A 23,125-nucleotide genomic window follows, 5' to 3' on the forward strand; every position below is an offset into this window, starting at 1 on the left:
TAAAATCAGGCGTGCCCCGACATGCCACCTGATGGATGTTTTGTTGAAAGATTGAGTTCGGTTATTTATTTAACAAACTAAACTTTTGCCATATGAAAACACTGTCAGTCATTTTATTGGGCATTGTATTGTGTGTTTCGTGCAAGGACAAGGCCAAAGAAGAGGAGGCTGCCCGTCAGGCAAACCTCGAACAGGAAAAACAAGCCATTAAAGCAGTCATAGAGAATGAAACCAAGTCATTTTTCGCCCGGGATTATAATGCCTGGAAATCGAATTACGCGCAGACAGACTATGCCTTTCAGGCTTGGAGCAATGATGACGGTACATTCGATTCGAACGTAGGCTGGGCGGACATTAATAAGCAGATCAACAAATACATTGCTGCCAACCCCGAACCGGTATCCAGCCACCCGATTGTGGAAAGAAAAAATATGATTTTCAAGTTTTATGACGACGACGTGGCCTACCTTACCTGGGACCAGTTCAACAGCGATAAAACCGAAAAGAACTTTCACCACAGCAAGGAGGTAAGGCTGCTCGAAAAGATCGGCGGGCAATGGAAGATCGTTTGTGTTTCGGCATTCTGGGATTACCGGCACCCGATACCGGCCAGCAGACTGCCGATGATCCAGAAAATCGCGAATGAAAACAAAGGAAAAATCTAACCCCGTGCAACCGGCACGCCCGCGTTAAGGCGTTCGGTTTCAGGCACAAATGTTCGGTTCTGAACAACAGAACGCTCGCGGAAAAGAAGATGAAAGTTTTTTGAAAATATATGTAAACCATTCATTATCAGTAGTTTTTGACCAGGATGTGTCCACGATTGATTTATTACAATCAGTTTTGGCACATCCTTTTTTTATATAGAGTCAACTGTGCGATTGTACGGTACATCACTTTCAAAACATCATAGCCATGAAAATCTCCATTGTTTCAATCCTGTCTTGCGCTTTGGCGCTAACCTTGTCGTTCAATTCAGTTGCAGCCGACAAAAAGAAAAACAAAGAAGAAAAAGAGACTGCGAAAGTTCTCAGTTTCGACGCCGCGCTGTACAAAATCAGCGATACCAACAAAGTACGTTTGTCGGTGGATAAGAAAGAAAATGAAAGGCTGCGTGTAGTACTGAAAGACAAAGCCGGTAAGATCTATTACTCGGAAGTGTTCAACGACCGCGATACCAAGTACCGCCGCGTGTTCAATCTCGATGAAATGAACGACGGTAAATATTACTTCGAACTATCGCACAAAAAAGACAAACTTGTGAAGGAGGTCAATATCGAGAGCACCAATGCCAAGATGATCTCGCTGCAATAAAAATGCATTAACAAAAAATCCCGGTCTGTAGAAGGCCGGGATTTTTTGTTTTAATGTAATTCCTTTTCCGGGTCCCAGAAGCATTGCTCCCAGTTGACGATGCGGTTGTTTTCTACCTTTATGCCCTCACTTTCGAGCCTTTCCTGCATGGTGGTAGGGGTTTCAAAAAGCTGGCTTGCGCTTAGTTCACCGGCTTTGTTTACCACGCGATGGGCGGGAATGCCGTGCTCGTGATAGCTGCTGCCCATCGCCCAGCCGACCTGCCGCGCGCCGCGTTTGTTGCCCAGATAAGCGGCAATGGCTCCGTAGGAAGTGGCGCGCCCCGCGGGTATTTGCCTTACCACATCGTAAACGTCATTGAAAAAGTCATTTCCCTTCTTCATGTTCCCGAGTGCGTGCGGCTTGTCGTTCGTCGATTTCGTCTGAAAGCTGGCGGTACCAATCCTCGCCATAGGCGCGGATGAGCGGGTCTTTCAGGAATTTGTAAACGGGTACTTTCAGCTGCTGGCCGAGGCTGCATGCCGGGCTGCATATTTCCCAGCGGTCGTAGTTGAGCGCGTGGTATTGTTCGTATTTGGTGACGCGGATCGGGTAGAGGTGACAGGAAATCGGTTTTTTGTAGCTGATCTTGCCGTCGTTATACGCTTCCTCGATCCCGCATTTGAGAATGCCCTTCTGGTCGTAAATGGCGTAAGCGCATTCGCGGCCATTGATAATGGGCGTCACGTAGTCGCCGTCCCAGTCTTTGGTCCATGTACCTTCGGCAGCAATCACTTTTTTGCCGGCTTCGGTCAGGTAAGGTTCTACTTCGGGATAGATCTCATCGAGAATCGCGAGCTCGTCCTCGTCCAGCGGGGCGCCGGAATCTCCCTCCACACAACATGCGCCCTTGCATTTGTCTAGATTACAGACAAATTCCTGGTCTTCGATGTCGTCGCTAATACACGTATTTTCAATGAGGATCATAATGGAACAGCTTATTGCTGAGGTATTTTGAGTTTTTGTCCCACCATAACACTATTTCCGGACATATTGTTTAATTTCTTGATATCGTCCACATTGGTATGGTAGGTTTGCGCAATGCGGAACAATGTTTCGCCCGGTGCCACCGTGTGCGTTTGCACGCCGGATGACTGGTTTTCAGAAGCCGTTTCGCCTCCCTCTCCTTTTTTCACGCGCAGTTTCTGGCCCGATTTCAGGCGGTCGGATTCAGTCAGGTTATTGAGTTCGAACAATTCCCTGATCGTCAGCCCGTACGCCTTCGAAATGCTGTAATAAGTCTGACCGCTCTGAACAGTATGGAATTCGCTGCCCGGTGTGGCCGCGAGCCGCGTTTCTTCCTTGATCTCCTCCGGCGTTTTGAATGCCGCGGCCGGTGCTGTGCGTGTTACAGCTACTTTTGCCGGAGCCGCTTCATCCGCCGATCTTGAAACGAGCAACCGCTGGCCGGAAACAAGGCGGCTTTGTGCATTGCGGTTGTTCAATGTCAGCAATTCGCGTAGGGAGAGGCCGTATTTGTTAGCAATGCTGAAATACGTTTCGCCGGATTGTACGGTGTGGTAGCTTGTGGCGGCAGGAACGCTTGCGGCGGGAGCAGTGGCCACTTCTTTTTCTCCGGCGCTGCTCCAACTGCCCGGTTCGGCATCTTTCTTGGCAGGTACCTCGGTTTCTGCGGCTCTTTCGGCGCGCATACGGGTGTATACGGAGCCGGACGACTCCGTGGTGCGGGTGTTGTTCGGGGTTACTACTTTGCTTGGCGTGCCGGATTTCGGAGCCGGTTTCTCTTCTTCACCCGATTTGAATGCCGAGTTGGCATCGTCCTGGGTAATGATCACCACGCGGTCGTTGCCAGAATTGTTGGCTGCCGGGGCAGATGGCTTGTACAGGCCAGTGCCGGCTGGTTTGGAGACAGCTGCAGCTGGTGCAGTAACCGCCGGGGCGCCCGGCGCCTCGGAAGCTGGTGTATTAGCAGTTTCGGTTTCCCTCGTGCCGTTTTCGCTTTTTTCAACCAAAACAGGGGTGTATTTCTTGCGGCCGGATGCATTGGCTGGAATGTTGGCATTCGACGCGGCTGGCGAAGTAGTGGCCGCTGCCGGTGCTTTTCCCGGAACGACAGCGATCACGGAGTCTTTCTTCACCGGCGTAGCTGGCTGCGGTGGCGCGATGATTTCGATCGGCTGCTTACGCGGGCGTTTTTCGGTCAGGAACAATACCTGCCCGGTTTGAATGGGGTAATTGCGGCTCGTCGTGCGGTTATATTTCAAAAGGCTTACCAGACGGATACCATATTGCTGCGATACGCTCAGCCAGGTATCGCCGGGGCGTGCTGTGTGAAAGGGCGTGGAAGCCTTTTTGTGCTTGCGGGCCAGGTAGTAAACCTGCCCGGGAACGAGCTGCATATCGGCCAGCAGGTCATTGTAGCGCATAAAACGCGGCGCACGGACGCCTGCGGCTTTGGCCAATGTCTTCGGCTTGTCGCCGGCACGGGCTTCGATACCCGGCAGGCCGTTGATTTCGTACAAGGTAGGCGAATTCGGTTCCGATAGCTGCTCCGCCGATTTTTTCAGCACGGGATAGCCGGTATCTTCGTACACGGATGCTACGGCCGTCTGGCGTGGCGGCAATGACAGTTTTTCGCGTACCGAAGCCACCTGATCCACCGGGACGGGTAACGTAATGAGGTATTCGCGGTCGCCAGGGATTTTATCGTCGTTCAGCCATTTATTATGGTCTTTCAATTCGGCAGCCGGAACGCCCAGCTCACGGGCAACTTCGTCCAGCGACTTCCCTTTGCCATAATCCGACTCCATCAGCACGAATGCATTCGGCGATTTATAGCGTTCGATACCCGCTTCCAGCGCGATTTTGTGGGCAAAAAAGCGGAGCATATAGCGGTCGGTTTTGCTGTTCAGCGTTACCTCACGGGCGTAGGCCCAGCTCGCAGGAACCACTTTTTTCACACCTCCCGCGCCCTGGTAGTAGGAGTAGAGCGTGGTCACCCAGTTGTTGAACTGCTGGTTGTTCTTTTTCAGGTACCATGCAGCGGCATGGGTCGAGGAACTGATGTTTTTTCGTTCATCTACATCATTATCCACACGGAGGTTCAGTTCACGGGCGGTTTCAGGTTTGAACTGCCAGTAACCGACGGCATTGGAACTTGAAACCACGTCCGGGCGGAAGGAGCTTTCCTGAACAGCGAGGTATTTAAAATCGATAGGCACTTCTTCGTCCATCAAAATGCCCTCCACGATTGGGAAATGCAGGATGGCGCGGTTCATTTTTTCTTCCCAAAACTTCCGGTTCGACATCAGGCTTCTGACGTCCTCCTCGATAATGTCCTGCGCGCCCCGGTCGAACTTGACGGTGATACCGCCGAACGAAACACTGGACGGGATTTCGGGTGCCTGTGCAAAAACTGCATTGCCGGTCAACAGCAGGACTATAACAAAAGATAGGATGTTGTTAATGGAAGTTCTGGCCATAAAAAAGTAAATGCTCGCCTGACTATTGAGTACTATAATTTTTGAAGAATCATCAATCCATCGCGGATCGGTAGCAGGATATTGGAAACGCGCGGGTCTTCGTGGACCATGCGGTTGAAATCCAGTAATGCCTGCGTGTCTTTGTCAACCTTTTTGAGTTGCTGAACGACCTTGCCGCTCCAGAGCACATTATCCGCGATCAGGAAACCGCCCTGGCGTACTTTATCGAGACAGAGGTTAAAATAAGAAGAATAATTGATTTTATCCGCATCAATGAACACGATGTCGAACGTGTCTGTCAGCGTGGGGATAATATCCAGCGCATTGCCGATCCGGTAATCGATCTGGTCCTTGTACGGCGTCTGATCGAAATAGCGCCTCGTAAAGCTTTCCAGTTCCTCGTTGACATCGATGGTAATGAGCTTGCCGGTGGGGGTAAGGCCTTCGCAGAAGCAAATACCGGAGTAACCCGTATACGTGCCGATTTCCAGGATACGGTCCGGGCGGATCATCCTGGAAATCATCGAAAGGAACCTGCCCTGCATATGCCCGGAGAGCATACGGGGACTGAGAACGTTGGCATGGGTTTCCCTGTTGAGGGATTTCAGCAATGCATTCTCGTCTTCCGTGTGCGCGGCGGAATATTCTTCGATTTCCTCTACCAAAAACTTCATTCGAATATGATAATGTGCTAATCCCGAAGCAAAGGCCTGTCAGGCATTTGCTACAATGCGTTCCAGATAAGTGCCGTAGCCGCTTTTCAACAGCGGGCGGGCGATTTCACGCAATTGTTCTGCATTAATAAAGCCCATACGGTATGCGATCTCCTCAATGCAGCCCACTTTTAGGCCCTGGCGCTCTTCGATCACCTGTACAAACTGGCCCGCCTGCATGAGCGACTGGAATGTACCGGTATCGAGCCATGCCGTGCCGCGGTTCAGAACGCCTACTTTGAGTTTGCCCCTTTCGAGATAAACGCGGTTCACGTCCGTGATTTCCAGCTCGCCGCGTGGCGAGGGAGGGATGGTTTTCGCGATTTCCACCACGTCGTTGTCGTAGAAGTACAAACCCGGCACCGCGTAATTGGACTTCGGTTCAACCGGTTTTTCCTCGATGGAGATCACATTATTGGATTTATCAAATTCCACAACGCCGTAACGTTCGGGATCGTGTACCTGGTAGGCGAAGATCACGCCGCCGTCGGGGTCGTTGTTGGATTGAAGCAATGTCGAAAGGCCCGATCCGTAGAAAATATTGTCGCCGAGGATCAATGCCACCTTATCGTCGCCGATAAACTCTTCGCCGATAATGAATGCCTGCGCGAGACCGTCCGGGCTGGGCTGCACCGCGTAACTGAACTGGCAGCCAAGACGGCTGCCGTCGCCGAGCAGTTTTTCGAAATGCGGCAGGTCGTGGGGCGTCGAGATGATCAGGATCTCACGGATACCCGCCAGCATAAGGATCGACAGCGGGTAATATATCATCGGCTTGTCATACACAGGCATGAGCTGCTTGCTGACGGCCAATGTAAGCGGGTGTAATCTCGTACCGGAGCCTCCGGCCAGAATAATGCCTTTCATAGATGGAATGTCAATTGAGTAAAGAAATGGCAGGATTAACGATCCTGATACATTTCGTCATAATATTTCTGGTAATTGCCGGAAGTCACATTGTTCAGCCAGTCCTGGTTGGTCAGGTACCAGTCGACGGTTCTTTCCAGGCCTTCCGCGAATTGCAATGAAGGTTTCCAGCCCAGTTCTTCCGATAATTTCGTCGCATCGATCGCGTAACGCAGGTCATGGCCGGCACGGTCGGTTACGTAGGTGATCAGCTGCACGCTTTCGCCTTCGCCGCGGCCGAGCTTGCGGTCCATGATCTCGCAAAGCAAATGTACGAGGTCGATGTTTTTCCACTCGTTGTGGCCGCCGATATTATAGGTATCGCCATTGGCGCCCTTGTGGAAAATCACGTCGATCGCGATCGCGTGGTCCTCCACGAACAGCCAGTCGCGGATATTTTCGCCTTTTCCATATACCGGAAGTGGTTTTTGCTGGATGATATTGTGGATCATCAGCGGGATCAGCTTTTCGGGGAAATGGTTCGGGCCGTAGTTGTTCGAGCAGTTGGAGATCACCACCGGCAGTTTGTAAGTATTGTGATAAGCCCTTACAAAATGGTCGGACGACGCTTTCGAAGCCGAATAGGGCGACCGCGGGTCATAGCTGGTCGTTTCCACGAAGAATGTGCCCGGATCGTGCAGCTCACCATACACTTCGTCCGTCGAAACGTGATAGAAACGGCGGTCGCTGAAATCGTCTTTCCAAGCTTTTTTAGCCGCATTCAAGAGGTTTACCGTGCCCACTACGTTCGTCATGACGAATGACATCGGGTCGGTAATGGAACGGTCCACGTGGCTTTCCGCCGCGAGGTGTACCACGCCGTGGAAGTCGTTTTCGGTAAACAGCTTGTCAATAAATGCGGCGTCGACGATATCGCCTTTGACAAAAGTGTAGTTCGGCGCGTTTTCGATATCGCGCAGGTTTTCCAGGTTTCCTGCGTAAGTAAGCGCGTCGAGGTTATAAATATGATATTCCGGGTGAAAGTTGACGAACCGGCGCACAACGTGTGAGCCTATGAAACCCGCTCCGCCCGTAATCAGGATTTTTTTCATTTTTCAGCTGTTAGTTTTAGTTGCCAGTTCCATGCGTCGCGCAATGCGTCGGCCATGGACTTCTCGGCATGCCATTTCATTACATTATTTACTTTATCGGACTGCGCGTAGATCTGCTCGACGTCCCCTTCCCGGCGTGGCCCGATGGTGTAGTTAAGTTTTACGCCGTTTACCTCCTCAAAAGTATTAATCAATTGCAAAACGGTGTAACCTTCGCCCGTTCCTACATTAAATACATCATAATAGTTAGTATCCGTCTGCGATTCGAGCAGGTCTAGCGCCTTCACGTGCGCCTTCGCGAGGTCCACCACGTGGATGAAGTCGCGGATACAGGTGCCGTCGGGGGTGTTGTAGTCGTCACCGAACACGGTCAGCGACTTACGCAGCCCGGCCGCGGTTTGGGTGATAAACGGTACCAGGTTGCTCGGCACGCCATTGGGCAGCTCGCCGATGAGCGAGGTTTCATGTGCGCCGATGGGGTTGAAATAGCGGAGTGAGATCGCTTTCAGATCGGGTTTCGAATGCACATGGTCGCGGATAATGTCCTCGGCGATGGCTTTGGTGTTGCCGTACGGCGAGTTGGCCGGCAGGCGGGGCGTGCTTTCGGTCACGGGCAGCTTTTCGGGCTGGCCGTACACGGTACACGAGGAGGAGAAAACGAATTTATCGACATGGAATTCCCTCATCGCCCGAAGCAATACGAGCAGGGAAATCAGGTTATTTTCGTAGTAGTTCAAAGGCTTTTCAACCGACTCACCCACAGCCTTGTACGCAGCAAAATGAATGACGCCGTCGAACTTTTCCTTTTCGAACAAGGCCCTTACCTTGTCGGCATCATTGCAGTCGATTTCGTAGAATGGAAATTCTTTGCCGGTGATCTTTTTAATTCCTTCTAAAACGTTGAGATTGGAGTTGTACAGGTTATCGATAATGACCGGTTCGAACCCCGCGTTGTGCAACTCTACAACGGTATGGGAACCGATAAATCCGGCCCCTCCGGTTACGAGAATTTTCATGCGCTATGTGCTTTTTTTAAAAGAATATGGTGGTATAGATGGTATTGTAGCGGCAATTTTTTCCGGGCAAAAGTAGAAAATTTGACGTCCATAAAAAAAAAATGTTTTTATTTATCCGTTGGTTGTAAAACGCAGATTTGAGGAAAATGAACCAGAAAGAAATCAAGGCATTGATATCCTTGCTTGATGATGAAGATCATGAAGTAAGTCAGCATGTTGAAGGGAAGATATTGTCGTTGGGAGGGACTGTGATACCTTTTCTGGAAACTGAGTGGGAAGAAAGTTTTAACCCCATCGTGCAGCGCAAAATCGAGGAACTGATCCACGAATTGCAGCTCGGAATAATGATTGAACGGTTACAAGCGTGGAAAAACGGGGGCGGGCTCGACCTGCTCGAAGGCATGTGGATCATCGCGACTTACCATTACCCCGACCTGTCCATTGAAAAGCTCAGAACGACGATCGAGCAGCTGTATTACGACATTTGGATACAGTTTCAGGAGGAAATGAATGCGGTGGACCAGATCAAGCGGATCAACAGCATTTTCTTCGGTGTGATGAATTTCGCGGCCAATACCAAGAACTTCCATTCGCCTACGAACTCGATGATCAATTCGGTGCTCGAAAGCCGGCGCGGCAACCCCATTACATTGTGTGTAATCTACCTGTTGATCGCCCGGAAGCTGGGTATGCCCGTGTACGGCGTGAACCTGCCCAACCTTTTTGTACTGACATACAAAAGCGACAAAACGCAGTTTTATATTAATGTATTCAACCGCGGGATTATCTTTTCGAAAACCGATATCGACCACTACATTGCGCAGCTGAATATCAAATCCAAAGACATTTTTTACCAGCCCTGCACCAACCTCGAAATCGTGCAGCGGGTATTGCGCAACCTGATCCTCTCCTACGAAAAAACGAGCGAGCAGGACAAGATCCGCGAAATCGAAAAGATACTGAAGTCGACGCTCGACGACGCGCCGGAAAGCTGAGCTCAGAGCGCAATGGCCAGGCAATGGCCGTCGAACCAGCGGACGTGAATGTTGGACGGCACCACGATGTCTTCGTCGGTGAGCGTGCCTCTGAGGAAAATGTCCGGGTTATCGAAGGGACTAATGAAGATCGAATCCCTGAAACTGATCTTTTTCTTTCCGTACAATTTATATAATGCTTCTTTCGCGCACCAGTACATGCAAAGGCGGTCCATATCGTCCTGCGCATGGTCGTGTTCGGTCGGAGACAGGTACTTTTTGGACGTGCGCTGCAATTTCGCGTCGGTTTTCTCCATATCGATGCCTACCGCGGCGGCCGGATTAATGGCTACCGCTACAAACTCGGCGGTATGGGTGATGGAAATGTGCGAGTCGTTGTCGATCAGGAATGCCTTGCCGTGCTCGTCCTTGTGAATGCCCACGTAGTTAATGCCGAATTGCTCGGCGAGCGTTTTGATGAGCATCCGGCTGGCCAGCCATTCGCGTTTTTTTTGCGGATGGGATATTCTGTCCAGCTCCTCCTGGTTAAATCCATTACCCAGAGCACTTTGGAGCTGCTCTTCGGATTCCGTCAGCTTCCAGAGCAGTAATGTGCTGCTGTCTTCTATCTTTTCGGAATGAACGAGGGGCATGTTAATTGGTGTTTGCTACAAAATTGAACAGATGAATATTCGCAAAGTAGATACTTTTTCCGGTCATAGGGACAGTGTTTATACAATTATTTCTGACCAAACCGGGCACGGCTTTTACTCTGCCGGCGCCGACGGCTTTGTCATTCAGTGGGACCTGCAAAAACCGGATCTCGGAAAACTCGTCGCCCGCGCGGGCACTTCCGTATACGCGCTCGCATTGCACGAAAGCAGCGATACGCTCTGGATCGGCCAGAATTTCGAGGGCATCCAGCTATTGCATACGCAGGACAATGTGATTGAAAAAACCTCCAAGATTACGAGTACCAACATTTTCGATATCCGTTTCGCAGGCGACAAGGCATTGATCGCTTTGGGCGACGGCGTGGTGGTGATCTTGGACATTCCAAGCTTTTCCGTGCAGAAGCATATCAAGATCGCCGGCAAAAGTATCCGGAGCATCGCCGTGAATGTCGGGACGAACGAATTTGCGACCGGCGACAGCGATTGCAACGTCCATATCTTTGATCTGGATGGATTTAAATTAAAAAAGACGATCCAGGCGCATACAAACTCCGTCTTTTCCGTTAAGTATTCACCGGACGGTAAATACCTGTTCACCACCGGCCGGGACGCGCACCTGAAAATCTGGGACGTCAATGATGCATACGGCATCGTCTCCGACATCCCCGCGCACATGTACGCGATCAACGACATTACATTCAGTCCCGATCGCTCCCTCTTCGCTACTTGCAGCATGGACAAATCCATCAAATTATGGGATGCGGCCACATTTAAGCTGAAAAAAATCATCGACCGGTCGCGTCATGCGGGGCATGGAACGTCGGTCAACAAGCTGCTCTGGACGGGCTTTGAGAATCAATTGATTTCTTGCAGCGACGACCGGATGATCTCGGTTTGGGAGGTAGTATGAGCCAATACTTATAATATGGTAATGTTGGTAAATACTTTGAAAAATGAATCTTATATCTTTAACTTACACGACCGTTTTTTACCAGGCATCAAAGCATAGAATGCATCATGAAAATATCCGCTATTGAGATACGCAAGCACACTTTTGAAAAGATTTTCAGAGGTTATGACCCGGACGAAGTAGATGCTTTCCTGAATTCGTTGTCTCAGGAATGGGAGCGGTATTCAAGCGAAAACAACTTGCTGAAGATGCAGCTGGAATACGCGGAAAAGGAATTGGCGAAGTTGAAAGATATCGAATCAACCTTATTCAGAACCTTAAAAGCCGCAGAAGATACCAGTAAGTTAATCGAGAAAGAAGCGAACGAAAACGCGGAAAAAAGGATCGAAGAGTCGCGCGTTGCTGCCAACGACCTCGTGGCGGAAGCCGAGCAGCGTACGAGCCAGATCATTAAGCAAACCGAAGACCGGCTTTCCAAATTCAAAGAGGATTTTGCCCAGGAAGTGAAGGTGCAGGAACGCGATTTCCGGGCCATCGAAAACTTCCGCGACAATCTTATCGTGCAGCTGAGCTCGCTCGCGAACAGCGCATTGGAAACGGTGGAGCGCTTCGAACAGAAATACGACAAGGAATCGGTCCTCAACAAGATGGAGGACATTAAAAAGCATATCGCGGAAATAGAAATTCCGAAGAAAATCACTTTCCAGCAGCCGGTCAAAATCGAGGTGGAAGAGGAACCTGCGGAACCGACCGCCGAGGTGGTTTTGCAGGACGACAAGCCGGAAGTGGTGTTCGAAGTAGCCGAGCCGGAACCGGAGCAGGAACCTGAACCGGAACCCGTTTTCGAAGTCGATCCCGAATTGCCGGGGGAAGAGCCGGAAGAGGAAATCCAGGAAGTGGCGCCATTTGCGACGGCCGTTCCCGAACCAGAGCCGGCACCAGTACCCGAGCCGGAACCTGTGCGCGAAGAGCCGGTAGCTTACAACAGACCCCGGCAAACCCTGAAAACAGCCGCCGAGGAAGCCGAAGAGGTGCTCGCGGAAATGCACAAGGTGGCGGAGAAGGCCAGGGATTCTTCGGGAGGTATCAACCGGCCGAGAGAAAACAGCCAGCCGAAAAAATCAGGCGGCGGTTCATTTTTTGACCAAATCTAATCACCACCATTGGGAACGATCAGTCTCGAAGGACTCGAATTTTTTGCATACCACGGCTACTACCCCGAAGAGCAGCGCATCGGCAACAAATACGCCCTGGATATTACCATTACCACGGACTTTTTCCGTGCCGCCCAGCACGATAAGCTGAGCGAGACCGTCAATTACGAAACCATTTACCAGCTCACGGCCAAGGTCATGAAGGAGCCGGCCAAATTATTGGAACACATTGGTTTTAATGTCATCGAGAAAATCCGGGAGCATTACCCGACGGTCGAGAAGGTGACTGTGAAAGTCTCGAAATTCAACCCGCCGATAGGGGGTGTCTGCACCCGGGCGGTCATTACGATGGAAGGATAATGAAAAAGGCGGTTTTAAAACCGCCTTTTTCATGTATTAATATTCGTGGGGAAGCTCGATGTTCACCGCTTCGTGCCACGGCAAACCGTGAACGTTCAGCAGCTCCATGAACGGATCGGGATTCAGCTCTTCTACATTGTAAACGCCCGGCTTCATCCATTCGTCATTGGTCAGCATCAGCATGGCGCCGATCATCGCGGGAACGCCGGTGGTGTAGCTCACTGCCTGCGCGCGTACCTCGCGGTAGCATTCGGCGTGGTCGCAGTTGTTCCACACGTAGTAAGTTTTCTCCTCGCCGTCTTTGATTCCTTTGATCTGGCAGCCGATGGAAGTCTGTCCGGAATAGTTCTCGCCCAAAGTATCGGGAGCAGGCAATACCGCTTTCAGGAATTCCAATGGCACGATGTCGATGCCGTTGAATTTGATCGGCTTGATGCTCGTCATACCTACATTTTCCAGCACATTCAGGTGGGTGATGTAAGCCTGGCCGAACGTCATCCAGAAACGTGCGCGTTTCAGGGTAGGGAAGTTCTTAACCAATGATTCGAGTTCTTCGTGGTATAGCACGTAGCTCTCTTTGGGGCCGATGCCCGGGTAATCGATCGGTTTATGGATAGACATCGCGGGGATTTCGACCCATTCTCCGTTTTCCCAATAGCGGCCCGGCTGGGTGATCTCGCGGATGTTGATCTCAGGGTTAAAGTTCGTCGCGAATGCCTTTCCGTGGTCGCCTGCGTTACAGTCGATAATGTCCAGATAATGCATTTCGTCGAACTGGTGCTTCGCGGCGAATGCAGTAAACACCTGGGTAGCGCCGGGGTCGAAGCCGCAGCCGAGGACGGCCATCAGTCCTGCCTCCTTGAAGCGCTCCTGGTAAGCCCATTGCCAGCTATATTCAAATTTCGCAACGTCTTTTGGTTCGTAATTGGCGGTATCGAGGTAATGCACGCCGGTTTCGAGGCAGGCATCCATGATCGTCAGGTCCTGGTAAGGCAATGCCACGTTGATGAGCACTTTGGGTTGGAAACGTTTGATGAGCAGCACGGTTTCGGCCACGATATCGGCGTCTACCTGTGCAGTCTGGATCTCCACGCCGTGCATTTCCTTGATTTCGGCTGCTATTTTATCACATTTCGCCTTAGTACGGCTGGCGAGCATGATCTCGGTGAAAACATTGCTGTTCAATGCGCATTTGTGTGCCACAACACTACCGACACCGCCTGCGCCAATGATAAGAACCTTGGACATTTTAATAGGTTTAAATTTCCGGCAAAGATAGGACGACCCGTTAATTTTTCAATTTAAATTTCCGTTAACCACCTTCATCACTTTGCCCTCGCCGTAGTTCAGATAGTAGATTTCCCCCTTGATATCCTGGCCGAAAGATGAGATTGCGCCTTTGCCTTCCATGATCAGTGTGTTGCTTTTGCGGGTGTTGCCGTCTAGTTCGAGCGCCCAGATGCGGCCGCTGATGTAATCGCCGTAAATGTACTTGCCGGCCAGCTCGGGCAATGCCGTGCCGCGGTACACATAGCCGCCGGTAATGGAGCGGTCGCCATTGTCCTGGTTATAGTCGTGCACAGGGTCGATCAGGCCGTCGGCATTGCAGTTCGAGGAAGGGTTGTAGCAATCGATGCCCTCTTTCAGCCGCCAGCCATAGTTGCCGCCTTTGACGATAATATCGATCTCTTCCCGCTCGTTCTGGCCCACATCGCCCGCAAAGAGCTTGTCGCTGCCCGTATCGAAGCTGATCCGCCACGGATTACGAAGGCCATACGCATATATTTCGGGTAAATTTCCCGTGGTGCCGGTGGCGTAGGGGTTATCGGCCGGAATGCTGTAATTCCCTTTCGTCGTTCCATTCACGTCCACGCGCAGGATTTTGCCCAAATGGCTTTTCAGGTTTTGTGCATTGTTCTGCGGATCTCCGCCGCTGCCGCCGTCACCGGTGGCGATGTACAGCAAACCATCTTTCCCGAACTGCATCGAACCGCCGTTGTGGTTATCGTAAGGCTGGTTGAATGTCAGTAAAACCGCTTCGCTGCTCGCATCTGCTTGTGTTGCGCTCGTGGCTTTGTACCGTGCTATGACACTTTTCAGCGGTGTTCCGGCGGTGTAGTTGACAAAGAAATAGCCATTGGTTTTGAAATCGGGGTGAAATGCGACGCCCAGCAAGCCTCGCTCGCCGCCGGCGCGTACTTTGCTTTTAATGTCGAGGAAAGTGGCGCTTGTGGAGACATTCGCCGCATTGGAAAACACCTTAATCGCGCCGCCCTGCTCCACGACGAAGAAATGGCTGCTATCGCCGGGCGCCTGTACGAGGTCTACCGGCTGGCTGAATGTCAGTGCGGGGAAAACGTCTTTGGAATCGATGGTATTTTCCGGGAGCTCGGGATCTTCCGGTGTTTGCGGATCGTCGGATTTGCAGGCCAAAACGGCAATGGCGATCGCGATAGGGACGAGCGTCAGGCGAATGATAGCTTTCATGAGGTCGTAGTAGTAAGTTTCTAAGACAACGTCACGAAAGCCAATTTAATTTTGGAAATGATTTTAAATCAGGTGTTTCCAGATCACGTCGTATACATCTACCGCTTCCAGCTCGGGTTTTCCGGCGGCTTCGTCGGTGATGATGACCGGGTAATATTCTTTGGGAATGTTAATACCCCCGTGCGAGCCTTTGACGAGTGTGGCATCCAGTGGAATGACGTCCATCAAATATCTGAATCCAAGCAGCTTACGTGCCAGTTTATAACCTGCACGTAGTTTGATCAATGGATTTTTCGGGTCCATAAACATCTCCACGGGATCATAGCCCGGCTTGCGGTGAATGTCTACCAGATGCGCGTAATCCGGCGCTTTGGCGTCGTCGAGCCAGTAGTAGTAGGTAAACCAGCTATCCGGTTTCGCCACCACCACAATATCTCCCGAGCGTTCGTGATCGATATGGTATTCTTTCTGCGATTCTTTATCGAGCACCAGGTCGATGCCCGGTGTTTTTTTCAAAACCTGCATCACCCGCTCTTTCACGGAAGGGTCATTTAAATAAACGTGGGCGATCTGGTGATCGGAAACGGCGAATGCTTTGGAAACGCCCGCATCCAGCAGCTCGTACCAGCGCTCCACGCGCACGGAAATCAGGCCCTCGTTACGAAGAATGCGGTTGATATGGATCGGGTTGCTGACGGCATTGATACCGTATTCCGACAGCAGGATGATTTTCGCATTGCGCGCTTCATAAAACTGAATGAGGTCTTTCACGACTTCATCGATTTCATTCAGCTCCTTGCTGATCTTGGAAAAATCCGGCCCGAATTTCTGCAAGCAATAGTCCAAATGCGGCAGGTAGATGAGCGTAAGCGTGGGGTCATGCCGTTTTTCGACAGACATGGACGCATCGGCGATCCAGCGGGTCGATTTGATATTTGCGTTTGGCCCCCAAAAGTTAAACAGCGGGAATTGGCCTAACTCAGCTTGCAGTTCGTCACGCAGCTCGGGCGGGTAGGTGTAGCAATCGGGCGCTTTCACGCCGTCGGCATGGTATTGCGGGCGCGGCGTCACCGACCAGTCGGCGGTAGAGTACATATTATACCACCAGAACATCTTCGAAACGGTAAAATCCGGGTCTGCTTTACGTGCATTATCCCAAATCTTATCGCCCTGCACGAGCTTGTTCGATTGCTTCCAGAACTTTACTTCGGAATCATCCCGGTCGTACCAGCCATTGCCGACGATCCCGTTCTCCGCAGGCCATTTTCCCGTCACATAAGTACTTTGGGAAGAGGTCGTAACGGCCGGCAGCACCGGTTTAATGGGCGTCAAGTGCCGCTTTTTGACATAAGCGTCCAGAAACGGCGTATGCTCGCCGATCAGGTTGGCGCTCAGTCCTACAATATCGATAACTACGGTCTTATTCATAATTCAGTACTTTCTTCACCCATTCCAGTTCGCGGACGATGGATTCGCCGATGGGTTTCTGCATATCTTCGGGCAGTACGCCCCAGGTGTAGGTTTCCACTTCCAAGTAAGCGGAAAACGGTGCCTCTTTTTGCAATGCCAATGTTTGCACAATATCACCTTGAGTGGAATCGAGCACGCCGTAGGTGTTCACAAACAGCGGAACGTGGAAATGCACGCGCCATTCTTCGTGGGTTTCGTCCCAGTCGGTCAAGGCTTCTTTCAAATCGGGGTAGTGCGTAAAATGGCCGTCGTCGTGGCGGGCCACTACCTGGTGGAGGTACACGGGCTCGTCAAACGTTTCGATGGCCTTGCGTTTTACCTCTTTCTCACTGGTATAATTCACTTTCAAAGCCGAACTCACCTGAATGCGGCCGACCTGAATGCCATATTCGTTCAACGAATCGAGTATGTCTTCCGGTTTCTCGAAACCAACAGCTGCATGGCAAATGTCGTAGCATAGCTGAATGTGTTTCAGTATCAGCGCCTGCGCCGCATCTCCGTCGATCCCGTATTTTTCCACTAAATAAATAGTGCCTTTGGGCAGCAAAACGTTGGTGTACCAGGTTACAAAATCCCCGGTGTTGTCGAGAATGCCGTCCGGTTCGGGCTCGATGTCCAAATGCAGGAATTTGCCCGTTTCCTTTTCAATGCGGATCAGTTCATCGAGGAGTTCGAGAATATGACCGGTTGCTCTTTCGGTAGCGTGCTGCTTGTCGGCTTCGGTTTTCCACCACAATCTGTACGACAATGGCGGTGTGGAAACACCACCGTGCATATCGGCGGGCAGCAATGCAGCGAGGATATTGAAAAGACGTTTCGTGTAATCGAGGCGGTCCTGCGTCGTCCAGTCGGGCGTATGCACGTCGTCCTTCACGCGGGTGTTGTGAAAACCGCCGTAAGGAAAGCCGTTGATCACAAATACGTAAATGCCGTGTCCGGCCAGCCAGGTTTTGAATTCATCCAAAACCTCCGGCTTGCTCAGCTCGATCGATGCTTCGTTAGCGACGCGCAAGCCAAGCCCGAATGGCTTTCCGGGAGCCAGTTGCTCGCGGATGTAAGGAATACTTTCGCGCAGCGACCGGAAATGGTCTTCCCATTTTTCACCGGGATGGATATTGCTGCAATAGGTAAGGTGTCCGTAAGGCGTAATCATGCAGGGATAATTTTTGAACTTTCGAGGTAATCCACCGACTGGGCGATGATGTCGGCATCCAGTTCATGCACTTCCACTCCTTTTCCAATCTTTTCCAGCAGCATGATCGTCAACCGGCCGCCCAAATGCTCGCGGAATTCCTGCAAGCCGTTGCGGAGGTTGATTTTGTCGTTTTCAGCCAGTTTGGCATGGTATAATTCAAAACCGACTTTCGTCAACACATCTATAATGCGGTGGAGGTCGCTTTCCGCCAGCATGCCTGTTTTATGGGCATACACGCAGTCGAGCGCGATGCCGATCGCTACCGCTTCGCCGTGACGCACTTCGAAATTCGTCAGGAATTCGAGCTTATGCGCTGCCCAGTGACCGAAATCCAAAGGTCGGGAAGAACCGAATTCAAACGGATCGCCGCCGGCAATGTGGTCGGTATGCATTTCGGCGCAGCGGTGGATGAGGTAGGCCATCGCCTCCTCGTCGCGGGCTGCCAATGCCGTCGCGTGTTCTTCAATCCATTCGAAAAATGCCTGGTCTTTGATCAGTGCCACTTTTACGGCTTCGGCCAGGCCGCCGCGCCAGTCGCGGTCGTCGAGTGTGCGCAGGAAGGTAAGGTCGTTGAAAACAGCCACCGGCGGTGCGAATGTGCCTAGGAAGTTCTTTTTACCGTGAAAATTGATGCTGTTTTTCACCCCAACGCCCGAATCGTTTTGTGCCAAAACGGTCGTCGGAATGCGGATCAGCTTGATACCGCGGTGTGAAACGGCTGCGGCGTAACCCACAAGGTCGAGCACGGCGCCGCCACCGATCCCTATAACAAAAGAATGGCGGTCGATACCGAACACATCGACGGCTTCTACGAGCTTATCAAATTGCGACGGATCATTTTTGCAAGCCTCACCGCCCGGTACCGTGATGATTTCCGGCGAGAGCTGGATGTGCGCTACATTTTGTGCGAAATAGGCGCGGATATTGTTTTTCAAATCCGGCTGTGTCTGTTCAAATCCCTCGTCCACGATCACCAGCGCTTTGCGTTGAAAGCCCTGTTCGGTATATTCTTGAAAAAAATCTTTCAGTAACGGGTTCTGGGTGTCAAAGAGGTTTTGGGTGAAAAATACAGCATAGTTGTATTCCACCTGGAAACGTTGTTTTATAGTTTGCATTGAATTCTGCATTACACTAGCAAAAGTGGGTATTGAATATGAAGCTCAAAATCATTGATATAAAGACTAAAATTAACAGGTTTTCCCCGTCCCGTCATCGTCCAATTTAATTATTAGACCGAAACCACGGGCGATCCTCCCTTTCTTCCCTCCTCCATTCTTCTGTTAAGTAACGGCAAACGCCTTCGCCAGATACATCGAAAGCGGCAGCAATGCCAGCACCGCAAGGGCGATAGGGAGCAGCCCGAATGCCGCGCACCAGGAAGCATTCATGACGATCAGCGAGATCACGCCCGCTTTCACCGCCTTGCCGATCAGCGGACCGATCGGGTTCTGCACCGCATTCCACAGCGGCCGGAAAATAAACCAGGCATGCAGCATTACAAATGGGATGGTAAACAGCAGATTACCCTTTCCCTGCGCGATCGTGAGCTGCGCCGCAAGCACGGCCAGGTAAAGGAATGCGGCTATATATAAGGTACGTTTCTTCCCGCCATGCACCTCGTCCTGGCTGATGAGCGTGATCGCGCCGATGTACATGATCGGGAAAATGGCGATGAATGCCCATTGCTGGAACGATTCGGGCAATACGCTCATCCCGAGGATGAGGTTACCGCCCCGGCACATGCCCATCACGAGCGGGCCGAAGAATACATGGTGTTTGGCAAAACGGTTGTATAAAACGGTCAGCATCGCCACCACGATGGCGATCATGCCGCTCTGCAGGTTGAATGCACCGGCTGCGATAATGCCTAGTAACAGAAGCGAAATGCCCATCGTGGCCGCTTGCGCGAGTGGCACTTTACCGCTGGGAATAGGCCGCTCTGGTCGCTCGACGGCGTCGAGTCTGGCATCGAAAACGTCGTTCATCACCACACCGCCGCCGTAAAGGCCTAGCGTAGAAAGTACGAGCAATGCGGGTGAAAAATCCGAGAAGGTAAACTGCGCGATGGCCATACCGGCCAGAATGTCCGCAATGGCGGTAACGAGGTTGGCCGGGCGCGTCAGCTGCAAATAGGGTTTGAGAGCGCTCACTTTAATTGATCACTAAAAAGTCTTTCACCGGTGCAGGCTGCTGGCCGCCTCTGAGAATGCTGTTACCATGAAATTTCTCCGTCTGATCGACCGCATAACCGGATTCGAAATCGGTCACGTCGATCTGTCCGCTCTTACCGAATGCGTCGATCGCATTCTGGTAAGTCACGAGGCGGATGGTTTCGTCCGAAATGCCCCGCATTTTCATCAATGCAGCCGTTTTAGGGATCGCGAGCGGATCGGAAATACCCCAGTCGGCGGCGGAGTTGATCATGATGCGCTCGGGGCCGTATTGTTCCACCACTTTCACCATTCTCTCATTGCCCATTTTGGTGAAGGGATAGATGGTGAATGCCGCCCAGAAACCCTGGTCGAGCACGCTTTTCACGGTTTCTTCATTGTTATGGTCCACAATCACCCACGACGGGTCGATGCCATGCTCCAATGCAATCGCCATACTGCGCTCGGTACCTTTCTTTTTATCGCGGTGCGGGGTGTGGATCTGCACGGGCAACTTCGCCTCTTTGGCGAGTTCGAGTTGCAGGCGGTAATACTTTTCCTCGGCGGGCGTCTGGTCGTCAAAGCCGATCTCGCCGACGCCTACCACGCCTTCTTTATAAATATATAACGGTAAAATCTCCATCACCTGCTCGGCGAGCGGCTCGTTGTTGGCCTCGCGCGAATTCAGGCCCATGGTGCAGTAGTGTTTGATGCCAAACTGCGAGGAACGGAAGCGTTCCCACCCTACCAGGCTGCTGTAATAATCCTTGAATGTCGATAACCCCGTCCGCGGCTGGCCTACCCAGAACGCGGGCTCGATGAGTGCCACGATGCCGGCCTGGTTCATGGCCTGGTAATCGTCCGTCGTGCGGGAAACCATGTGGATATGCGGGTCGAAAAAACGCATTCCCTTGATCAGGTCTTTATAGTCGTTCCAGGCAATGTCGCGGTGAGCGGGCGCCTGGGTAGCCTCTTCGCTGTCTTCGAAATGCGAAGGGTTTTGGGCTAATTCGTTATGGTTAAGGCACATAATATCAGTGTTCGAGGTCGGCCCAGGTCAATGCGCCGGATTTTACGGATTTTTCCAGATCGGTGTATTTCGCCAACAGGTAGTTGGCGGCGGGGAGTGTCGCTTCGCCACAGGCCAATGCGGCTGCCTGGCGGTCTTCCTCTTTTTCCGAATCAAACAGATGCTGCATATCGGCGAGCAATGCGGGGTTCAGGTACTTGCCTGTGAGGCGCCACACCTGCGCCGGTACGCTGCGCCCGGCCGCCCAGCGCTCGTGCGCGAAGTCGGAGAGCGTTACGGCAAGTTTTTCATTCATACGGTTTTCCAGCCCTTCGATGAAATGGATGGGTTTATCGTTGAATATCGTTTTGAGCACCAGCTGGTTCCAGGCGAGCTCGCTGAAATATTGCTCAGGGAACGGGTTATGCAATGCAATGGCGTCGAACACGAAACCCATATTCGACCGCACGGCGTCCGTCGCGCGGAAAAGCCATTGATCGGGGTAGGACAGGAGCGGTAATGCCGAATACAGTGCCACCAGCTCATTCATTTCTGCCGTATCGAACAGCGTTTCAATGCTTTTAGTATAATCTTCCTTATCCGAAGGGTCAAGCTGGGTGAGCAGCCACACGCGGCTCAGGCGCACGAGCGACCATCCATTCACCGAAAATCCGGGGATTTCGAGGTTCAATGCAGCCTGTTCGGCTTCGGAGGTATTGATGATTTTTTTGGATAAGAACCTGGGGGCTGCCACGAAGGCGGTCATGAGTTCAATGGGGGCGGAAGATCCGCGCGTGGATGCGCCCGGCGTGGATACGCCCGGCGTGGATACGCCCGGCGTGGATACGCCCGGCGTGGATACGCTTTTTTGCTGCAACCATTCGACCTCGGCCGGGGATGTGTGCGATGCGATGATCTCCCAAATTTTCTGTTTAATGATGTCGGACATAACGGTTGTCTGTGCTCCTATTCACGCGGTGCATCACCACACAAATCTTTCTGAACGCTGGGTTATTGGTATAATGCCTGTTTAGCGGTATAAAGTTTCCGGCCGGCCATTTATAACGTTGAAAAGCGGCTTTTTGGCTCCCGAAGCCGCATGATTGATGTCAGTTTTAATGAAAAACTAATATCATTTGTAACTGATGGTTAAAAGTCAAGTTCGAGGATATCGGTATCGTTAAGCAGGTGATGGGTCAGTTTTTCGTGCATTTTTTCCGAGCCCTGCAAGGTCCAGTTACCGGTAATGTGCGTACCGATACGGCTTTGCTCGCCACGGAGGATTTTCAGGTCGAAGTCTTTGAACAGATTTTCGTAGGTTTTCAAGGTGCGCTTCTGGTACACGCACATGATCCGGTAATTGCGAATCTGGCTTTTGCGGCGGATAAACTTCTGGACGGGCGCGAGCACCACGAGCGTCATGCCGGAAATGACGAAGCACATGATCGTCACCTCGTAGAACCCGGCCCCGATACCCATTCCCACGGCCGCAGTCACCCATACGATCGCCGCGGTGGTAATCCCTACGACCCGGTTATTCTCCCGAAAAATGATCCCCGCGCCGATGAAACCGATCCCCGTCACGATATTCGCCGCGATACGCCCCGCATCGGAACTGATCTTAATAGAAAGGATCGTAAACAGGGTCGACCCCATCGCAATCAGTATCAGCGTCCGTAGCCCGGCCGATTTGCTCCGGTATTCGCGCTCCGCACCGATAATCGCACCGAGGGTGAAGGAAACGAGGAGTTTGAAAATATCTTCGGGAAGCAGTTCCATTCAATGTGGTTTGTATTCATCATAAAGCCGGGCAGAGGCTGAATCTCCCGGCTTTGTGGGTGGGGGTAAGCAAATGACTCAGGCGGCAGAGCGCAACTCCACCCAGTCTATGATGATCTCAGCCCGTTGAAATCCGACCTTTACGACGTCGGCATCTCCTACTCCGTCATAGGCCATCACGAGGTGCAGTAGTTCATAAACGGATACGAACGTTTGCAGCATTTTCCGATCCTGCTGCGCCAGATTCGACTTGTACCAGTCCACATCCTTCCGGCCCTTCGTTTTCTTGCCGAAATAGTGGTCCAGCGCAAAAAGCACGCCGGAATAAGCGGTATGCCCGGCCATTTTCACGTACTTGGAGTCCTGATAAAAGCCATCTTCCTTAGCGCCTTTGTCGCGCAGGATTTCCTTTGCGTTGTTCAGGTAGCGTTTCGCCTCAGTTACTGCTTCTTGCGCGGAGAGTTGTTTAGCCATATTTTA

General features: G+C 51.7%; 24 protein-coding genes. 6 read left to right on the forward strand and 18 right to left on the reverse strand.

Annotated features, from left to right (window positions below):
- Positions 1-92 precede the first annotated feature (92 nt).
- Positions 93-665 (forward strand): Cif family virulence factor, encoded by a 573-nt coding sequence (locus tag H144_RS0102000; protein WP_019940354.1) that lies wholly within the window; start codon positions 93-95, stop codon positions 663-665.
- A gap of 250 nt (positions 666-915) precedes the next feature.
- Positions 916-1,314, forward strand: a complete 399-nt coding sequence (locus H144_RS0102005; RefSeq protein WP_051100033.1) for a hypothetical protein — start codon at positions 916-918, stop codon at positions 1,312-1,314.
- Positions 1,315-1,364: 50 nt separating this feature from the next.
- Here the strand turns inward: H144_RS0102005 and H144_RS0102010 are convergent, their stop codons facing one another.
- The 7 genes from H144_RS0102010 to galE are packed head-to-tail and all read right to left on the reverse strand — an operon-like array spanning position 1,365 to position 8,483.
- Positions 1,365-1,697, reverse strand: coding sequence for an MGMT family protein (locus tag H144_RS0102010; RefSeq protein WP_019940356.1), 333 nt, complete (start codon positions 1,695-1,697; stop codon positions 1,365-1,367).
- Positions 1,681-2,280, reverse strand: a complete 600-nt coding sequence (locus H144_RS0102015; RefSeq protein ID WP_026350344.1) for a DUF3109 family protein — start codon at positions 2,278-2,280, stop codon at positions 1,681-1,683. Before H144_RS0102015 ends, H144_RS0102010 begins: the two co-directional genes overlap by 17 nt.
- An 11-nt stretch (positions 2,281-2,291) precedes the next feature.
- The gene (locus H144_RS0102020; RefSeq protein ID WP_019940358.1) at positions 2,292-4,796 is read right to left on the reverse strand and encodes a LysM peptidoglycan-binding domain-containing protein; all 2,505 of its coding nucleotides are present in this window, start codon (positions 4,794-4,796) and stop codon (positions 2,292-2,294) included.
- Positions 4,797-4,828: 32 nt separating this feature from the next.
- A complete protein-coding gene (locus H144_RS0102025; RefSeq protein WP_019940359.1) occupies positions 4,829-5,470 on the reverse strand; it encodes an O-methyltransferase in 642 nt (213 codons plus the stop codon).
- Between the two features lie 39 nt (positions 5,471-5,509).
- Positions 5,510-6,376, reverse strand: coding sequence for a glucose-1-phosphate thymidylyltransferase RfbA (gene rfbA / locus H144_RS0102030; RefSeq protein WP_019940360.1), 867 nt, complete (start codon positions 6,374-6,376; stop codon positions 5,510-5,512).
- A gap of 35 nt (positions 6,377-6,411) precedes the next feature.
- Positions 6,412-7,467 carry a dTDP-glucose 4,6-dehydratase gene (gene rfbB, locus H144_RS0102035; RefSeq protein WP_019940361.1) on the reverse strand — a complete coding sequence of 352 codons (1,056 nt, stop codon included), beginning with the start codon at positions 7,465-7,467 and terminating at the stop codon, positions 6,412-6,414.
- Entirely contained in the window at positions 7,464-8,483 is a 1,020-nt protein-coding gene (galE, locus tag H144_RS0102040) for a UDP-glucose 4-epimerase GalE (protein WP_019940362.1), read from the reverse strand. Before galE ends, rfbB begins: the two co-directional genes overlap by 4 nt.
- Positions 8,484-8,629: 146 nt before the next feature.
- Between galE and H144_RS0102045 the strand changes: the two genes are divergently transcribed.
- Entirely contained in the window at positions 8,630-9,478 is an 849-nt protein-coding gene (locus H144_RS0102045) for a transglutaminase-like domain-containing protein (RefSeq protein WP_019940363.1), read from the forward strand.
- A 2-nt stretch (positions 9,479-9,480) separates the two neighbouring features.
- Here H144_RS0102045 and H144_RS0102050 read toward each other — a convergent pair whose 3' ends face one another.
- On the reverse strand, positions 9,481-10,110 hold the full coding sequence (locus H144_RS0102050; RefSeq protein ID WP_019940364.1) for a 4'-phosphopantetheinyl transferase family protein: 630 nt from the start codon (positions 10,108-10,110) through the stop codon (positions 9,481-9,483).
- Between the two features lie 31 nt (positions 10,111-10,141).
- On the opposite strand from H144_RS0102050, the gene H144_RS0102055 reads away from it, so the two are divergent.
- From H144_RS0102055 to folB, 3 genes are all read left to right on the forward strand, one after another.
- Positions 10,142-11,041 carry a WD40 repeat domain-containing protein gene (locus tag H144_RS0102055; protein WP_026350345.1) on the forward strand — a complete coding sequence of 300 codons (900 nt, stop codon included), beginning with the start codon at positions 10,142-10,144 and terminating at the stop codon, positions 11,039-11,041.
- A gap of 107 nt (positions 11,042-11,148) precedes the next feature.
- On the forward strand, positions 11,149-12,195 hold the full coding sequence (locus H144_RS31320; RefSeq protein WP_019940366.1) for a DivIVA domain-containing protein: 1,047 nt from the start codon (positions 11,149-11,151) through the stop codon (positions 12,193-12,195).
- A gap of 9 nt (positions 12,196-12,204) precedes the next feature.
- Positions 12,205-12,555 carry a dihydroneopterin aldolase gene (gene folB, locus H144_RS0102065; RefSeq protein ID WP_019940367.1) on the forward strand — a complete coding sequence of 117 codons (351 nt, stop codon included), beginning with the start codon at positions 12,205-12,207 and terminating at the stop codon, positions 12,553-12,555.
- Positions 12,556-12,591: 36 nt separating this feature from the next.
- Here folB and H144_RS0102070 read toward each other — a convergent pair whose 3' ends face one another.
- The 10 genes from H144_RS0102070 to H144_RS0102115 form a co-directional block, all read right to left on the reverse strand.
- Complete coding sequence (locus H144_RS0102070) at positions 12,592-13,848, reverse strand: saccharopine dehydrogenase family protein (RefSeq protein ID WP_262485415.1); 1,257 nt, start codon at positions 13,846-13,848, stop codon at positions 12,592-12,594.
- Between the two features lie 3 nt (positions 13,849-13,851).
- On the reverse strand, positions 13,852-15,042 hold the full coding sequence (locus tag H144_RS0102075) for a PQQ-dependent sugar dehydrogenase (RefSeq protein WP_019940369.1): 1,191 nt from the start codon (positions 15,040-15,042) through the stop codon (positions 13,852-13,854).
- 63 nt (positions 15,043-15,105) lie between these two features.
- Positions 15,106-16,470 carry an alkaline phosphatase family protein gene (locus H144_RS0102080; protein ID WP_019940370.1) on the reverse strand — a complete coding sequence of 455 codons (1,365 nt, stop codon included), beginning with the start codon at positions 16,468-16,470 and terminating at the stop codon, positions 15,106-15,108.
- The gene (eboE, locus tag H144_RS0102085) at positions 16,463-17,665 is read right to left on the reverse strand and encodes a metabolite traffic protein EboE (RefSeq protein WP_019940371.1); all 1,203 of its coding nucleotides are present in this window, start codon (positions 17,663-17,665) and stop codon (positions 16,463-16,465) included. Before eboE ends, H144_RS0102080 begins: the two co-directional genes overlap by 8 nt.
- Complete coding sequence (locus H144_RS0102090) at positions 17,662-18,822, reverse strand: 3-dehydroquinate synthase (protein WP_019940372.1); 1,161 nt, start codon at positions 18,820-18,822, stop codon at positions 17,662-17,664. The genes eboE and H144_RS0102090 overlap by 4 nt, the downstream gene beginning before the upstream one ends.
- Before the next feature lie 165 nt (positions 18,823-18,987).
- On the reverse strand, positions 18,988-19,857 hold the full coding sequence (gene eboC, locus H144_RS0102095; RefSeq protein ID WP_019940373.1) for a UbiA-like protein EboC: 870 nt from the start codon (positions 19,855-19,857) through the stop codon (positions 18,988-18,990).
- 1 nt (position 19,858) lies between these two features.
- Positions 19,859-20,887 (reverse strand): TatD family hydrolase, encoded by a 1,029-nt coding sequence (locus tag H144_RS0102100; protein ID WP_019940374.1) that lies wholly within the window; start codon positions 20,885-20,887, stop codon positions 19,859-19,861.
- A 4-nt stretch (positions 20,888-20,891) separates the two neighbouring features.
- Positions 20,892-21,815 carry an EboA domain-containing protein gene (locus tag H144_RS0102105; RefSeq protein ID WP_019940375.1) on the reverse strand — a complete coding sequence of 308 codons (924 nt, stop codon included), beginning with the start codon at positions 21,813-21,815 and terminating at the stop codon, positions 20,892-20,894.
- Between the two features lie 200 nt (positions 21,816-22,015).
- Positions 22,016-22,645, reverse strand: a complete 630-nt coding sequence (locus tag H144_RS0102110; protein ID WP_019940376.1) for an MgtC/SapB family protein — start codon at positions 22,643-22,645, stop codon at positions 22,016-22,018.
- A 78-nt stretch (positions 22,646-22,723) separates the two neighbouring features.
- Positions 22,724-23,119: a DUF5618 family protein gene (locus H144_RS0102115; RefSeq protein ID WP_019940377.1), complete on the reverse strand. Its 396-nt coding sequence runs from the start codon at positions 23,117-23,119 to the stop codon at positions 22,724-22,726.
- Between the last annotated feature and the right edge of the window lie 6 nt (positions 23,120-23,125).

Origin of the sequence: Dyadobacter beijingensis DSM 21582, from assembly GCF_000382205.1 — a bacterium.
Lineage (GTDB): Bacteria > Bacteroidota > Bacteroidia > Cytophagales > Spirosomataceae > Dyadobacter > Dyadobacter beijingensis.